Origin of the sequence: Streptomyces hundungensis (genome assembly GCF_003627815.1) — a bacterium.
Taxonomy (GTDB): domain Bacteria; phylum Actinomycetota; class Actinomycetes; order Streptomycetales; family Streptomycetaceae; genus Streptomyces; species Streptomyces hundungensis_A.
The window spans coordinates 6,390,663-6,405,803 of record NZ_CP032698.1 but is presented as its reverse complement, the minus strand read 5'-3'; the positions used below and the strand labels follow the sequence as shown (position 1 = coordinate 6,405,803).

Annotated in this window: 11 protein-coding genes; 3 read left to right on the top strand and 8 right to left on the bottom strand. The window is 71.6% G+C overall.

Annotated elements, in window-relative coordinates:
- Nucleotides 1-88 precede the first annotated feature (88 nt).
- Nucleotides 89-1,915, top strand: a complete 1,827-nt coding sequence (locus DWB77_RS28385) for a bifunctional metallophosphatase/5'-nucleotidase (RefSeq protein WP_120724376.1) — start codon at nucleotides 89-91, stop codon at nucleotides 1,913-1,915.
- Nucleotides 1,916-1,933: 18 nt separating this feature from the next.
- Here the strand turns inward: DWB77_RS28385 and DWB77_RS28380 are convergent, their stop codons facing one another.
- The 5 genes from DWB77_RS28380 to DWB77_RS28360 form a co-directional block, all read right to left on the bottom strand.
- Nucleotides 1,934-3,340: a lysine N(6)-hydroxylase/L-ornithine N(5)-oxygenase family protein gene (locus DWB77_RS28380; RefSeq protein WP_120724374.1), complete on the bottom strand. Its 1,407-nt coding sequence runs from the start codon at nucleotides 3,338-3,340 to the stop codon at nucleotides 1,934-1,936.
- Nucleotides 3,337-4,731 carry a pyridoxal phosphate-dependent decarboxylase family protein gene (locus DWB77_RS28375; protein ID WP_120724372.1) on the bottom strand — a complete coding sequence of 465 codons (1,395 nt, stop codon included), beginning with the start codon at nucleotides 4,729-4,731 and terminating at the stop codon, nucleotides 3,337-3,339. The genes DWB77_RS28380 and DWB77_RS28375 overlap by 4 nt, the downstream gene beginning before the upstream one ends.
- 284 nt (nucleotides 4,732-5,015) lie before the next feature.
- Nucleotides 5,016-7,532, bottom strand: a complete 2,517-nt coding sequence (gene pepN, locus DWB77_RS28370; RefSeq protein WP_120724370.1) for an aminopeptidase N — start codon at nucleotides 7,530-7,532, stop codon at nucleotides 5,016-5,018.
- A gap of 88 nt (nucleotides 7,533-7,620) precedes the next feature.
- Nucleotides 7,621-7,923, bottom strand: coding sequence for a chorismate mutase (locus DWB77_RS28365; protein ID WP_120724368.1), 303 nt, complete (start codon nucleotides 7,921-7,923; stop codon nucleotides 7,621-7,623).
- A gap of 11 nt (nucleotides 7,924-7,934) precedes the next feature.
- On the bottom strand, nucleotides 7,935-8,822 hold the full coding sequence (locus DWB77_RS28360) for a helix-turn-helix domain-containing protein (RefSeq protein WP_120724366.1): 888 nt from the start codon (nucleotides 8,820-8,822) through the stop codon (nucleotides 7,935-7,937).
- 127 nt (nucleotides 8,823-8,949) lie between these two features.
- On the opposite strand from DWB77_RS28360, the gene DWB77_RS28355 reads away from it, so the two are divergent.
- Nucleotides 8,950-10,743, top strand: a complete 1,794-nt coding sequence (locus DWB77_RS28355) for a glycoside hydrolase family 35 protein (RefSeq protein ID WP_120724364.1) — start codon at nucleotides 8,950-8,952, stop codon at nucleotides 10,741-10,743.
- A gap of 527 nt (nucleotides 10,744-11,270) precedes the next feature.
- Here the strand turns inward: DWB77_RS28355 and DWB77_RS28350 are convergent.
- From DWB77_RS28350 to DWB77_RS28340, 3 genes are all read right to left on the bottom strand, one after another.
- The gene (locus DWB77_RS28350; RefSeq protein ID WP_120724362.1) at nucleotides 11,271-12,419 is read right to left on the bottom strand and encodes a sensor histidine kinase; all 1,149 of its coding nucleotides are present in this window, start codon (nucleotides 12,417-12,419) and stop codon (nucleotides 11,271-11,273) included.
- Between the two features lie 25 nt (nucleotides 12,420-12,444).
- A complete protein-coding gene (locus tag DWB77_RS28345; RefSeq protein ID WP_120724360.1) occupies nucleotides 12,445-13,098 on the bottom strand; it encodes a response regulator in 654 nt (217 codons plus the stop codon).
- Nucleotides 13,099-13,189: 91 nt separating this feature from the next.
- Nucleotides 13,190-13,975: a S1 family peptidase gene (locus DWB77_RS28340; RefSeq protein WP_120724358.1), complete on the bottom strand. Its 786-nt coding sequence runs from the start codon at nucleotides 13,973-13,975 to the stop codon at nucleotides 13,190-13,192.
- Nucleotides 13,976-14,215: 240 nt separating this feature from the next.
- On the opposite strand from DWB77_RS28340, the gene DWB77_RS28335 reads away from it, so the two are divergent.
- The gene (locus DWB77_RS28335; protein ID WP_120724357.1) at nucleotides 14,216-15,109 is read left to right on the top strand and encodes a hypothetical protein; all 894 of its coding nucleotides are present in this window, start codon (nucleotides 14,216-14,218) and stop codon (nucleotides 15,107-15,109) included.
- Nucleotides 15,110-15,141: the final 32 nt, after the last annotated feature.

The following is a 15,141-nucleotide window of genomic DNA, read 5'->3' as shown; positions in this document are numbered from 1 at the left end:
GGCTTGTTCTGGGTCAGAATCCGGGGGTCTACGCGCGTCGCCGTCCCGCTCAACTTCTACGCGCGTCACACGACTTCAGGGAGAGAGCATGCCGCTGAACCGCAGGACGTTCCTTGGCACTACGGCCGCCGCCGGCGCCGGTGTGGCCGTGGCCGGGGGTGTGGCGTCGCCGGCCGCCGCCGAGGGCCGGGATCCGGGCCATGGGCACGATCATGGGCAGGGGCGTGGGCCGAAGCGGTACGCGTTCTCGGTGATGGGCACGACCGATCTGCATGGTCATGTCTTCAACTGGGACTACTTCACGGACAAGGAGTACGACGACGCGGCCCACAACGACGTGGGTCTGGCGAAGATCTCGACGTTGGTGGATGCGGTCCGCAAGGAGAAGGGCCGTCACAACACGTTGTTGATCGACGCGGGTGACATCATCCAGGGCACCCAGTTGTCGTACTACTACGCGCGGGTGGAGCCGATCACGGGTTCGGGCGGCAGGCGGGGCCCGGAGCATCCGATGGCGCTGGCGATGAACCACATGCGGTATGACGCGGCGGCGCTGGGCAACCACGAGTTCAACTACGGGATACCGACGCTGCGGGCGTTCCAGGAGCAGTTGGACTTCCCGCTGCTGGGGGCGAACGCGCTGGACGCGAAGACGTTGAAGCCGGCGTTTCCGCCGTATGCGGTGCGGCGGTTGAGGGTGCCGCACGGGCCGGATGTGAAGGTGGGGATCCTGGGTCTGACCAATCCGGGGATCGCGATCTGGGACAAGGCCAATGTGCAGGGGAAGATGACGTTCCCGGGTCTGGTGGAGCAGGCGAAGATCTATGTGCCGAAGTTGCGGGCGCTCGGTTGTGACGTGGTGATCTGTACGGATCACTCGGGTCTTGACGGGGGTACGTCGTACGGGGACGCGCTGCCGTATCCGGAGAACGCGTCGTCGTTGGTGGCGGAGCAGGTGCCGGGGATCGACGCGATTTTGGTGGGTCACACGCACAAGGAGGTGGCGTCGCGGACGGTGGTGAACAAGGAGACCGGCAAGTCCGTGGTGCTGTCGGAGCCGTATATGTGGGGGATGCGGCTGAGTGTCTTCGACTTCGAGCTGGAGTTCTCGCGGGGTCGCTGGCAGGTGGTGTCGGTGACGGCTGAGGTGCGCAATGCCAATGCGGTGGCCGAGGATCCGGTGGTGAAGCGTCTGGTGAAGGCGGAGCACGACAAGGTCGTGGCGTATGTGAACCAGGTGGTGGGGACGAACGCGGCGGAGATGCGGTCGACGGAGGCTCCGTACAAGGATGTGCCGATCATCGATCTGATCAACCGCATTCAGTCGGAGACGGTGAAGGCGGCGTTGGCGTCGTCGGAGTATGCCGCGTTGCCGGTGTTGTCGCAGGCGGCGTGTTTCTCGCGGTCGGCGGTGATCCCGGCGGGCAAGGTGACGATCCGCGATGTGGCGGGTCTGTATGTGTACGAGAACACGCTGGAGGCACGACTTTTGACGGGTGCTCAGGTGCGCGCGTATCTGGAGTTCTCGGCCAACTACTACGTGCAGACGACGGGTGCGGTGGACCCGGCGAAGATCACCAACGCGAACGGTACGCCGGACTACAACTACGACGTGGTGAGCGGTGTGTCGTATGAGATCGACATCGCGAAGCCGGCGGGATCGCGGGTGTCGAAGGTGATGTTCGACGGGAAGCCGTTGGACGACTCGGCGCGGTTCGTGCTGGCGGTGAACAACTACCGGGCCAATGGTGGCGGTAATTTCCCGGGGGTGGCGGCCGCCAAGCAGCTGTGGGCGAACTCCGACGAGATCCGTAACACGATGATCGCGTGGGTGAAGGCGAAGGGTGTCATCGACCAGAAGGAGTTCGCTTCGGTGGAGTGGAAGCTGACGCAGAACGGTGTGCCGGTGTTCTGATCGGGCGTCTGCTCGGCTTCATGGTTGTTCGACGAGTGGTACCAGGCCCTCCGGTTGTCGGACCGGGTGGGCCTGGTTTTTTCTGTCCAGGCCGAAGGTGGTGAAGGCGGTGCGAGTGGGCTGGGGGTAGGGCTCTTTGCCGGTGAGGGAGTTGAGGATGGTGGCGCTGCGCCAGGCGGCGAGGCCGAGGTCGGGGGCGCCGACGCCGTGGGTGTGTTGTTCGGCGTTCTGTACGTAGACGTGGCCGGTGACGGAGGCGTCGAGGACGAGCCTGAAGTCGCGGTCGATGCGGGGGCGTTGGGCGCTGTCGTAGCGCATGTAGGGGTCGAGGCCGGCGAGCATGCGGCCGAGGGGGCGTTCGCGGTAGCCGGTGGCGAGGACGACGGCGTCGGTGGTGAGGCGTTCGCGTACGCCTTGTTGGATGTGTTCGAGGTGGAGTTCGACTTTGGTGGTGGCGACGCGGCCGGCGGTGCGGACGCGGACGCCGGGGGTCATGGTGACGTCGGGCCAGCCGCCGTGCTGGGTGCGGCGGTAGAGCTCGTCGTGGATGGCGGCGATGGTGTCGGCGTCGATGCCCTTGTGGAGTTGCCATTGGCGGGGCAGGAGTTGGTCGCGTACGGGCTCGGTGAGGGCGTGGAAGTAGCGGGTGTAGTCGGGGGTGAAGTGTTCGAGGCCGAGTTTGGAGTACTCCATGGGCGCGAACGCTTCGGTGCGGGTGAGCCAGGTGATCTTCTCGGCGCCTGCGGGGCGGTTGCGCAGGAGGTCGAGGAAGACTTCGGCGCCTGACTGGCCCGAGCCGATGACGGTGATGTGGCCGGCGCTCAGCAGGCGGGGGCGGTGGTCGAGGTAGTCGGCGGAGTGGATGACGGGGACGGCGGGGGCGTCGGCGAGGGGGTGGAGGGGTTCGGGGATGTGGGGCTCGGTGCCGACGCCGATGGTGAGGTGGCGGGTGTAGGAGCGGCCGAGTGCTTCGGCTTCGCCGTGGAGGTCGAGTTGGGTGAAGTCGATCTCGAACAGGGCGCGTTCGGGGTTCCAGCGGACGGCGTCGACCTGGTGGGAGAAGTGGAGGTCGGTGAGGTTTTCGCTGACCCAGCGGCAGTAGGCGTCGTATTCGGTGCGCTGGATGTGGAATTTTTCGGCGAAGTAGAACGGGAAGAGCCGTTCGCGGTGCTTGAGGTAGTTGAGGAAGGTCCAGGGGCTGGTGGGGTCGGCGAGGGTGACGAGGTCGGCGAGGTAGGGGACTTGGAGGGTGGCGCCTTCGATGAGGAGGCCGGGGTGCCAGTGGAAGGCGGGGCGTTGTTCGTAGAAGGCGGTGTCGAGTCCGCCGGGTACGCCGTGGGCGAGGGCGGCGAGGGAGAGGTTGAAGGGGCCGATGCCGATGCCGACGAGGTCGTGGGGTTGGTCTTCGGCGGTGGTGGGGGTCATCGGGGGGTGCCTTTCGTGGGGGGTGGTGGGGTGCGGGCGTTGAGGGTGGTGGCGAGGAGGGTGTGGAGGTCGTGGGGGGTGAGGTGGGGGTTGAGGAGGGTGGCTTTGAGCCAGAGGCGGCCGTCGGCGCGGGCGCGGCCGAGGACGGCGGTGCCGTGGGTGAGCAGGGTGCGGCGGATGTGGGCGACGGTGTCGTCGTCGGCGTCGCGGGGGCGGAACAGGACGGTGGAGATGTCGGGGTGGCGGTAGAGCTCCAACTGGGGTTCTTCGTCGATGAGTTGGGCGAGGTGGTGGGCGCTTGCGCAGACGCGGTCGATGAGGTGGGCGAGCCCGTCGCGGCCGAGTGCGCGCAGGGTGACGGCGATTTTGAGGGCGTCGGGGCGGCGGGTGGTGCGCAGGGAGCGGCCGAGGAGGTCGGGGAGGCCCGCTTCGGTGTCGTCGTCGGCGTTGAGGTAGTCGGCGGTGTGGGTGAGGGGGGTGAGGTGGTGGGGGTCGGCGACGGCGAGGAGGCCTGCGGCTACTGGTTGCCAGCCGAGTTTGTGCAGGTCGAGGGTGACGGTGTGGGCGCGTTCGAGGCCGGTGAGGCGGGGGCGGTGGCGGTCGCTGAACAGGAGGGGTCCGCCGTAGGCGGCGTCGACGTGGAGTGCGGCGTGGTGGGTGGCGCACAGGTCGGCGATGGCGGGCAGGGGGTCGATGGCGCCGGTGTCGGTGGTGCCGGCGGTGGCGACGACGAGGAGGGGGTGGGGGTGGAGGCGGGTGAGGGTGTCGTCGAGGGCGGTGAGGTCGGTGGTGCCGGTGGGGGCGGGGACGGTGACGGGTCGGGGCAGGCCGAGGAGCCAGGCGGCGCGGTGGATGGAGTGGTGGGTGTGGGCGCCGCACACGATCTGGACAGGGCCGTGGTGTTCGCGGGCGAGGAGCAGGGCGAGCTGGTTGGATTCGGTGCCGCCGGTGGTGACGAGGGCGTCGCCGTGGGGCCAGATCTCGTGGGCGATGGTCTGGGTGACGAGGGTTTCGAGGGTGGAGGCGGCGGGGGCCTGGTCCCAGGAGTCCAGGGAGGGGTTGAGGGCGGCGGCGGCGAGGTCGGCGGCGGTGGCGACGGCGAGGGGCGGGGTGTGGAGGTGGGCGGCGCAGTGGGGTTCGGCGGGGTCGGCGGCGCCTTCGGCGAGGGTGCGTACGAGGGTGGTGAGGGCTTCTTCGGCGCCGGTGCCGTGGGCCGGGAGGATGCTGGGGGCGGCGGCGCGTACGCGCTGGGCGACCGCTTGGGGGCCGCCTCGGGGCAGCGGGCCGCCGCGGGTTTTCGCCCCGTCGTGGAGGGCGTCGAGGACGACGTCGAGCAGGGGGCGCAGGGCGGCGGGTCCTGCGGTGCCTCCGGCGAGGGGCGGGCTGTGCATGGGGTTCCTTCGGGGGTGCGGGCAGCGACTTCACCAGCGTGGTCCCGTGGGGGTCGGTGAAGCCGCTGTGCACAACGATCGCAACCCGAAAGTGGTACTGCCGTGCGGTGGGGACGAGTTGGGGTGGGTGGTTGCTGCTATGGCCGTGCGGGCCGGGAGCCCAACTCGCCGTGCGGCGCGCCGAGTTCAGCCGGTGCGAGCCGGGCGCCCAACTCGCTGTGCGGCGCGCCGAGTTCAGCTGCGTTCGGCCGGGGTGGGGGTGCGCGGCGGGGCGCCGCCGGGGTTCAGCCGCGTACGTTCAGGGCCCTGCGCAGGTCGTCGACCTGGTCGATGAGTTTGCGGCGCAGCGCGGGCAGCAGGTCGGTCCGGGCGAGGAACGTCTCGCCGAGGCGGAGTGCGTCGGCGTCGACGGGGGTCGGGAAGGCGTAGCGGCCGACGGCTTCGGCGATGGCGGGGCCGCGGCGGTCGGCGAGGGGGCCGGCGTCCTGGTAGTAGCGGGCGACGTACGGCTGGAGGAGGTCGCTCTGTTCGGGCTGCCAGAAGCCTTGGGCGGTGGCCGTGAACAGGTAGTTGGACAGGGTGTCGCTCTGGAACATGGCGCTCCAGGCGGCTTCCTTGGCGGTGGGGGTGGGCAGGGCGGCGCGGCAGCGGGCGGCGCCTTCTTCGCCGGTGGCGCTGGGGTCGGCGGCGAGGTGGTCGGCGATCTCGGCCTCGGTGGTGGCGCCGAGGACGGCGAGGCGGGTCAGGACGCGCCAGCGCAGTTCGGGGTCGAGTGCGGGGCCGCCGGGGACGTGGCCTTCCTCCAGCCAGCCGCGCAGGGTGTCGGGTTGGGCGGCGGCGTCGATGAAGTGGCGTACGGCGGTGAGGCGCAGGCCGGGGTTGGTGCCGTCCTCGGTGCGGCGGATGAGGTCGCGGGTGAGGTCGGTGAGCAGGGTGAGGGCGGCGGGGCGCTGGTCGCCGGTGAGGTAGCGGTCGGCGATGTGGGTGGCGGCGAAGGCGAGGACGCCTTGGACGATGGCGAGGTCGGCTTCGTGGCCGAGGTGGGTGCGGGCGGTCTCCAGGTAGGTGGTGGGGGCGAGTTCGCCGTCGCGGACCAGGTCGCGCAGGGTGTTCCACAGGACGGCGCGGGTGAGGGCGTCGGGGACGCCGGACAGGCGGCGCAGGGTGGTTTCGGCGGAGGTGTCGTCGAGGCGGACCTTGGCGTAGGTGAGGTCCTGGTCGTTGAGGACGATCAGGGCGGGGCGCCGGCCGGGGCGTGCGGTCGCGGTGTCGCCCTGGGGTACGTCGAGGGCGAAGTGTTCGCGCCGCACCAGGGCGGTGGTGTCGTGGGGGTCGTGGTCGTAGGCGCCGACGGTGAGGTGGTGGGGGCGGTCGCCGTGCTGGGTGACGGTGAGGTGCCAGGCTCCGTCGGCTTCGCGGACGGTGGGGGTGAGGGTGTCGGCTCCGGTGGTGGTGAGCCATTGCCGGGCCCAGGTGTGGACGTCGCGGTCGGTGGCGGCGTCGAGGGAGTCGATGAGGTCGGCGAGGGTGGCGTTGGCGAACTTGTGCCGGGTGAAGTGGGTGTTGATGCCGGCGAGGAAGTCCTTCTCGCCGAGCCAGGCGACGAGTTGGCGCAGCGCCGAGGCGCCCTTGGCGTAGGAGATGCCGTCGAAGTTGAGCAGGGCGGACGCGGTGTCGGGGACGTCGTCGGGGGCGGGCGCTACGGGGTGGGTGGAGGGGCGCTGGTCGGCGTCGTAGCCCCAGGACTTGCGGGCGATGCCGAACTGGACCCAGGTGTTGGTGCCCCTCCAGCCGGGGGGTCGCCCTCCGGGCCCTTCGAGGGCGACTTCGTTGAGGGTCTGGTAGCCCATGTATTCGGCGAAGGACTCGTTCAGCCAGATGTCGTCCCACCACTGGAGGGTGACGAGGTCGCCGAACCACATGTGGGCCATTTCGTGGGCGATGACCATGGCGCGGGTCTGGCGTTCGGTGTCGGTGACGGCGGAGCGGTAGACAAACTCGTCGCGGAAGGTGACGAGTCCGGGGTTCTCCATGGCGCCGGCGTTGAATTCGGGGACGAAGGCCTGGTCGTAGGAGTCGAAGGGGTAGGGCTCGTCGAACTTCTCGTGGTAGCGGTCGTAGCACTGCCGGGTGATGTCGAAGAGTTCGTCGGCGTCGGCGTCGAGGTGGGGCGCGAGTGAGCGCCGGCAGTGCAGGCCGAAGGGGAGGCCGGCGTGTTCGGTGGTGATGGAGTGCCAGGGGCCCGCGGCGAGCGCTACGAGGTAGGTGGAGATGAGGGGGGTGGTGGCGGCTTTCCAGCGGCCGTCGTCCTGCTGTGCGGTGATGCCGTTGGCGAGGACCGTCCAGCCGTTCGGGGCGGTGACGGTGAGGTCGAAGGCCGCTTTGAGGTCGGGCTGGTCGAAGGCGGCGAAGACGCGCTGGACGTCTTCCATGAAGAGCTGGGTGTAGGTGTACGTCTCGCCGTCGGCGGGGTCGGTGAAGCGGTGGAGTCCTTCGCCGGTGCGGGAGTAGTCCATGATGGCGTCGATGTGCAGTTCGTGGGGGCCGGCGGCCAGGCGCAGCGGGAGCCGGTTGCCGGTGAGCGTCTCGGGGTCCAGGGGTGCGCCGTCGAGGGTGGCCGAGCGCAGGGCCGCGGGTTTGACCTCGACGAAGGTGTCCCCGGCGGTGCGTGCGGTGAAGTGGATGGCGGTACGGGAGGTGAAGGTGGACTCGCCGGTGGTGAGGTCGAGGTCGATGGCGTACCGCTGTACGTCGAGGAGTCGGGCTCGGGTCTGCGCTTCGTCGCGCGTCAGTACGGACATGGGGCCATGCTGCCCGAACGGGGCGGGCGGGCACAGGGCGGAGGGGGGTGCGGGGTGGGGGGCGGCGCGCCGGCGGGCGGGCTCGGTGTCAGGCGGACTTGGCGATCGTCTCGTGGTGCCTGATGACCTCGGCGATGATGAAGTTCAGGAGCTTCTCGGCGAAGGCCGGGTCGAGTTTGGCGCTCTCGGCGAGGCGGCGCAGCCGGGCGATCTGTTCGGCTTCGCGCGAGGGGTCGGCCGGGGGCAGCTGGTGTTCGGCCTTGAGGTGGCCGACCTGCTGGGTGCATTTGAAGCGCTCCGCCAGTATGTGCACGACAGCGGCGTCGATGTTGTCGATGCTGTCGCGGAGCCGGGACAGCTCTGCCTGTACGGAGGGGTCGATCGTGCTCATGGTCGTCGAGCTTACGTGGCGGGGCCGGCGATCATCGGGGGGTGTTCAGGATCCGGGATCCGGTCGCTCCAGCCGCCGGGCACGGTACGGGCCTGCTGCTCGCGGAAGCGTATGGGCGCGATGCCGACCCGGCGGGTGAACAGGCGGGAGAAGTAGGCGGGGTCGTCGTAGCCGACGCGGCGGGCGACGGCGGCGACCGGCAGTTCGGTGGCGGCGAGGAGTTCCTTGGCGCGGCCCAGGCGGATGCCGAGGAGGTAGTCCTTGGGGCTGCATCCGGCGCCCCGGCGCACCGCGGTGCGCAGTTCGGCGGGGGTCATGCCGTGCCGGGCGGCGTGTTCGGCCACCGACAAGGGCTCGAAGGCGTCGCGGGCCAGGGCGTCGAGGACGGGGTCCCCGTCGGGGGCGACGTCGGCGCGGGCGCGGCGCAGCGCGACGAGCAGTTCGTGGACGGCGGCGGCGGTCTCGACCTCCAGGAGCGGGTTGCCGCGGCGGGCGGCCCTGGCGATGCGGCCGACGGCGGCGCGGGCGCCGACGGTGTCGCTGAGCGGCACCACGGGACGGTCGGGTTCGATGTAGCCGAGTTCGGTGTACGTGGCGGCGGCGGGCCCGGCGAAGTCGACGAACGACTCGTCCCAGCCGGTGGCGGGGTCGGGCCCGTAGTGGTGGGGGACGCCGGGGGTGAGCCAGATCAGGGCGGGCGCGGTGACGGGGACGTCGTGGCCGTCGGCGCCGCGGAACCAGCCGGAGCCGGCGCCGATGACGACGGCGACGTAGTGGTCGAGGGTGCGGGGGCCCACGGTGGGCAGGGTGCCGTGCTGGAGTCCCACACCGAGACAGACCAGGCCGAGCCGGTGGTGGGCGGGGCTGGGGGTGAAATACCGCATCCAGGTGTGATACATGCCGGTTTCCGTTCTTGGCCGTCCCCCTTGTGTCCAATCAGCGCCGATCTTTGTCCATGGACCGGCGGCGCGCCAGGGGCGAGAGTGGGCCGGGCGTAGTGGCCGAGACAGAGGGGCGGGGCGACCGGTGGGCGAGTTCACCGTGGGGGACGAGGACTTTCTGCTCGACGGGCGCCCGGTGCGTCTGCTGTCGGGCGCGCTGCACTACTTCCGGGTGCATGAGTCGCAGTGGGGGCACCGGCTCGCGATGCTGCGGGCGATGGGTCTGAACTGCGTCGAGACGTATGTGCCGTGGAACCTGCACGAGCCGCGTCCGGGCGGGTACGAGGACGTCGGGGCGCTGGGGCGGTTCCTGGACGCGGCGCGGGCGGCCGGGCTGTGGGCGATCGTGCGGCCGGGGCCCTACATCTGCGCCGAGTGGGAGAACGGGGGCCTGCCGCACTGGCTGACCGGTCCGCTGGGGCGGCGGGCGCGTACCTGTGACGCGGAGTACCTGGAGCACGTGGACCGCTGGTTCCGGGTGCTGCTCCCCCAGGTCGCCGAGCGGGGGATCGACCGGGGTGGTCCGGTGGTGATGGTGCAGGTGGAGAACGAGTACGGCAGTTACGGCACCGACCGGAGCTATCTGGAGCACCTGGCGGGGCTGGTGCGATCGTGCGGCATCACGGTGCCGCTGTTCACCTCGGACGGGCCCGAGGACCACATGCTGAGCGGGGGTTCACTGCCGGGTGTCCTCGCCACGGCGAACTTCGGCAGCGGGGCGCGCGAGGCCTTCGAGGTGCTGCGCCGCCACCAGCCGTCGGGGCCGCTGATGTGCATGGAGTTCTGGTGCGGGTGGTTCGACCACTGGGGTACGGACCATGTGGCGCGGGACGCGGGCGACGCGGCGGCGACGCTGGAGGAGATCCTGGCGTGCGGGGCGTCGGTGAACATCTACATGGCGCACGGCGGCACCAACTTCGCGGGCTGGTCGGGCGCGAACCGGGCCGGTGAGCTGCATGTGGGGGCGCTGGAGCCGACGGTCACGTCGTACGACTACGACGCGCCGATCGACGAGGCGGGGCGGCCGACGGAGAAGTTCTGGCGGTTCCGGGAGGTGCTGGCGAAGTACCAGGAGGGGCGCCCGCTGCCCGAACTCCCGCCGGAGCCGGTGGAGTTGACGGGTCTGTACGTGGCCTCCGGGGGCGGGGGCGTCGGCGACGGGCCTGCGGGGGCGTGCGGGGTCGTCATGGACGGCTGGGCGGGGCTGGGTGAGGTGCTGGACGTGCTGGGGGGTGCGGAGCGGGAGTCGCCGATGCCGCCGACGTTCGAGGAGCTGGACGTCGACCGGGGCCTGGTCCGCTATCGGCTCGACGTGCCCGCGCCCCGGCAGCCGTACCCGCTCGGGGTGCTCGGGCTGCGGGACGTGGCGACGGTGTACGTCGACGGCGTACGCGCCGGGGTGCTGGACACCGAGGATGCCGCGTTGCCCGATCCCGTGCCGGGGGGTGTGGTGGTCGAGCTGTGGGTGGAGTCGCTCGGGCGGGTCAACTACGGGCCGCGCGGCGGGGAGTCGAAGGGGATCACGGGTGGGGTGCTGCACGAGCGGCAGTATCTGCACGGGGTGCGGGCGCGGGGGCTGCGGCTGGATGCCTTCGCCTCCCCGGAGGCGGTGGGGCGGGTTCCGTTCGGGCCGGCGGGGGTGGCGGGGGCGGTGGGGCTGCACCGGGGGTGCGTGGAGCTGCCGGCGGGGGTGCCCGGGGCCGACGCCTACGCCTGGCTTCAACTGCCGGGGTGGGGGCGGGGGTTCGTGTGGGTGAACGGGTTCTGTCTGGGGCGGTATTGGGGGGTTGGGCCGCGGCGGGGGTTGTATGTGCCGGGGGCGGTGTTGCGGGGTGGGGGCAACGAGGTGTGGGTCCTCGAACTAACGGGCCCGGCCTGACCCCGCCCCTCCTTTTTCCCACCCACCCACCCGTGCAGGGGGCTGAAGGGTTCGGCCCCTGGGGCTCCGCCCCAGACCCCGTTCGCGCCTTAAGGGCGCTCGTCCTCAATCTCCCCCAAGGCCTTAAGGGCCAGGGGGGACCCCCATGACAGGCTGAGGTGCTGACCAGCACCGAGTAGTTAGGGGCGCGGGGAACTGCGCGACCAGCCACCCACGGCCCGCAGACGAAAACGGGTTTCTTGGGGGCGCGAGGAACTGCGCGAGAAGCGAGCACGGTCCGCAGGATCGAGAGGGTTTCAGGGGCGCGGGGAACTGCGCGACCAGCCACGCACGGTCCGCACGGTGGAGCGGGGTTAGGGGCGCGGGGAACTGCGCGGCCAGCCACCCGCGGCCCGCAGATGAAAACGGGGTTTCAGGGGCGCGGGGAACTGCGCGAGGCGCGGGTGCGGGTCGGGAGGGGGCCGGGGTGGAGGGAAACGGGCGGGCCGGCCGTCTCGGGGGGGGCGAGTTGCAGCCCCTCCCCCGAGTCACCCCGCATCCAGCGGCACCCGTACCACCACCTGCCACCCCCCCTCCGCCGCCGGCCCCGCCGCAAGCTCGCCCCCCATCGCGGTGACCCGCTCCGTCAGGCCCGCGAGGCCGAAGCCCCCGCCGCGGGCCTGTTCCGCGAGCGCGACCCCGCTCGATCCGTCGTCGGCGACCCGCACCTCCAGGGCGTCGGTGGTGGCGCGGATGCCGATGCGTACGGCGCTGGCGTCCGCCGCGTGTTTGCGGACGTTGGTCAGGGACTCCCGCACCACCCGGTGGGCGAGCGCCGCGGCGTCCCCGGGCAGCCTCTCCTCCAGGCCCGGCTCGATGGTCAGGACGGCGGGGGGCCCGGCCCGGGAGAAGCGGGCGGCGAGTTCGCGGATCTGGGCGACGCCGGCCACCGGTTCGGTCTCCGCGGCGCCCTCGCGCAGCACCCGTACCAGTCGCCGCATGGCGCCCAGCGCCTCGCCACCCGCCTCCTCGATGCGGGCGAACGACGCCGCGGCGTGCTCGCCCGACCGGGCGGTGAAGCGGGCGGCCTGGGCCTGTACGACGATGCCGGTGACATGGTGGGCGACCAAGTCGTGGAGTTCGCGGGCGAGTTCGATGCGTTCGGCGGCCCGTACCGCCTCCAGGTCACGCATCCGCTGGCTGGACTGGGCGCGCAGCAGCAGGGAGTACGCGCTGACGACGACCGCGAGGGCGGCGAAGAGCAGGGTGAAGCGGCCGGGATGCGCATCACGTACCGGCGCCGCCATGCAGCCGAGGGCGAGGAGCGGGCCGAGGACGGCGGTGGTGCGGGCCGGGGCGTACAGCAGGACGGAGGACAGCAGCACCAGGAGGGCGATGGCCTCGCCCATGCCCCAGACGGCGTCGGGGCGGCCGCTGACGAACAGGGCCACGGTGGCGGTCCAGCTCACGGCGGCCGCGGTCCAGGCGCGCGGCACCAGCGCCACCTTCGCCCAGGGCACCGCGCACACGCACACCGCGATCCCGGCGCTCCACACGATGGCGTGCGGCCGGGTGGGCTGGCGGGCGAGGGCCACGCCTTCGTAGGTGACCAGGGCGACGAGGACGGCGGCGAGCAGGGGCCGCCCCGTGGCCGCGGCCCGGGGGTGGCGAAGGAGCCATCCCCGTACGGGGCTCACGGGCGCCGCCGGGCGGTTCGGCGTCTCACGCCGTGCCCGCCGTGAGCCCGCTCTCCCATGCCCACGCCGCGATCTCCACCCGGTTGCGGGCGCCGAGTTTGGCCTGGACGTTGGCGAGGTGGGTCTTCACGGTGGACAGCGAGACGTACAGTTCGCCGGCGATCTCGGCGTTGGTGGCGCCTCTCGCCAGACAGCGCACGACGTCGCGTTCGCGGTCGGTGAGGGGTTCGGAGGGGGTGCGGGCGCCGTCGGTGGGGCGGGCGGCGGCGAGTTCCTTCAGGAGCCGGACGGTGATCGCGGGTGAGACGAGGGAGTCTCCGGCGGCCGCGGCGCGTACGGCCTCGACGAGCATTTCGGGGCTGGCGTCCTTGAGGAGGAAGCCGCAGGCGCCGCCGTGCAGCGCGGCGTGGACGTATGCGTCGAGGTCGAAGGTGGTGCAGATGACGATGCGGGGCCGTTCGCGGCCGGCCAGGCGGCGGGTGACGTCCAGGCCGTCGAGGCCGGGCATGCGGATGTCGAGGAGGAGGACATCGGGCTGGAGGCGTTCGACGGCTTCGAGGGCGGCGTATCCGTCGACGACGTCGGCGAGGACCTCGATGTCGCTTCTGCTCTCCAGGATCATGCGGAATCCGGTTCGGACCATTTCCTGGTCGTCCGCGATGACCACTCTGATCGACATGTCCCTATATGAGCAGGTTCGGCCGGGCCCCCGCAAATGCGGGCGCCCGGCCGGGCAGCGGTGATCGGGGCGCCGGGTCGAGGGCCGTGCCCTACAGCGTCGACGCGGCCTGGGCTATCGCGGAGGCGAAGGTGGAGACCTCGGAGTAGACGCCGGGGTAGCCGGGCTCGGCGCAGCCCTGGCCCCAGCTGACGATGCCGACCTGGATCCAGGCGCCGGCGTCGTCCTTGCGGAACATCGGTCCGCCGGAGTCGCCCTGGCAGGTGTCGACGCCGCCCTGGGCGACGTAGCCGGCGCAGATCTCGTCGCTGGGGACGAGATCACTGCCGTACGCCTGCTGGCACTGCGCGTCCGAGACGAAGGGGACGTTCGCCTTGTAGAGGTAGCGCTGCTGGCCGCCGCCCTCGCTGCGGGCGCCCCAGCCGGCGATGGTGAAGGTGCCGTTGTTGTACGCGGTGGTGGTGGCGATCTTGAGGGTGGGCTGGTTGATGGGCTTGGCCAGTTTGATCAGCGCCCAGTCCTTGCCCTTGCCGGTGTAGCCGGGGGCCTGGAGGACCCGGGTGGACTTGACCTTGATCGCGCTGGAGCTCTGGAGGTCGACGACGCCGCCGGTGGCGGTGATCGAGGTGTTGGCGCCGCTGCCGTCGACGCAGTGGGCGGCGGTGAGCACGATCTGCTGGGTGTACAGGGCGCCGCCGCAGCCCATGGAGAGCCGGACCATGAACGGGAACTCGCCCTGGGCGGCCCGGGTGCCGCCGACCACGGGCCGGGGTGTGGCGGGCGAGGCGAGGGCGTCGGTGGCGGGCAGGCTGATCGCGGCGGCGAGGACGGCCGTGACGGCCAGGCATCTGCGCAGGGCTCGCATGATCTTCTTCAACTGACTGCCTCTCGTGGGGGGGTTGGCTGTCATGTGCGCCTGGGGGGACCGCACCCCGCCGAGCATTGATGTCATGGGCGCGTCAAGGCGCGTTCGGATTATGCGGAGCCCGCGACGGCCCCCACAAGGGACACTTTCCGGCCAGTTCACGGGCGGGTCGGCCGCGGTCGGGGGCGGGCCGGCAGCGGCCCGGCGCGCTTACAGTGGAAGCCGGTCCGCGGTCGGAACGGGGGTGGCAGCGTGGGCGCGTCGAGCCCGGTCGTGCACGGCTATCCGCACCTCGCCACGGTGCGCGCGGCCATCACCGCGCTGCACCGGCGCCTGACCTACGACGGCCTGCACGGGTACGCGACCAGCGTGCTCCCCGCCGACGTGGCCTTCGCCGACCAGGACGACCTGCACCTGGGGACCCAGCGGGTGGCCCGCGCCCTCGTCCAGCACCTGCGACTGCCCGAGGCACGGATGATCGTGGGCTTCCGCGAGATGCGGCACGCCGCCAATGTCGAACTGGCCGCCGGGCCCGAGTACTTCATCGAGCTGAACGACCGCTTCCGGGACCACCGCCGGGACATCGGGGCCGCCCTCGCGCACGAGATCACCCATGTCCTGCTGCACCGCCTGGACCTGACGTTCCCCGGGACCCGCGACAACGAGATCCTCACCGACACCGCGACCACCTATCTGGGCGCCGGCTGGCTGCTGCTCGACGCGTTCCGCGAGGACGGGGTGTCCAGTCAGAAGCTGGGCTATCTGACGCCGGAGGAGTTCGGGTACGTCCTGGCCAAGCGGGCCGAGCTGTTCGGCGAGGACCCCTCGCCCTGGTTCACCAGCCCGCAGGCGTACCCCGCGTACACGGCGGGCGCCGCCCTGGCGCGCCGGGACGGGCAGCGGCCCCCGCTCACCGCGGCCGGCTGGGCGGGCCGGCGGCGTTACGCCAAGGACCGCCGCGAGGCCCGGGAGCGGGGCGGCGACTGGGCCGGGCCGGGCTCCCCGTACTCCTTCGAGTCCGCGCCGGACGGGCCGCGGGTGCGCTTCGCCTGCCCGACCTGCCAGCAGCGGATCCGGGTGCCCGTGCGCGGCCGGGTCAGGGCCCGCTGCGGGCTGTGCCGCACGGTCCTGGAGTGCGACACCTGACCCCGTGGGCCCCCTCGTCCGCACGACGCGGG

Excerpts from the sequence above, each read along its gene's own strand:
- DWB77_RS28385 (WP_120724376.1), top strand. The coding sequence starts at position 89 with ATGCCGCTGAACCGCAGGACGTTCCTTGGCACTACGGCCGCCGCCGGC.
- DWB77_RS28380 (WP_120724374.1), bottom strand. The coding sequence starts at position 3,340 with ATGACCCCCACCACCGCCGAAGACCAACCCCACGACCTCGTCGGCATC.
- DWB77_RS28375 (WP_120724372.1), bottom strand. The coding sequence starts at position 4,731 with ATGCACAGCCCGCCCCTCGCCGGAGGCACCGCAGGACCCGCCGCCCTG.
- pepN (WP_120724370.1), bottom strand. The coding sequence starts at position 7,532 with ATGTCCGTACTGACGCGCGACGAAGCGCAGACCCGAGCCCGACTCCTC.
- DWB77_RS28365 (WP_120724368.1), bottom strand. The coding sequence starts at position 7,923 with ATGAGCACGATCGACCCCTCCGTACAGGCAGAGCTGTCCCGGCTCCGC.
- DWB77_RS28360 (WP_120724366.1), bottom strand. The coding sequence starts at position 8,822 with ATGTATCACACCTGGATGCGGTATTTCACCCCCAGCCCCGCCCACCAC.
- DWB77_RS28345 (WP_120724360.1), bottom strand. The coding sequence starts at position 13,098 with ATGTCGATCAGAGTGGTCATCGCGGACGACCAGGAAATGGTCCGAACC.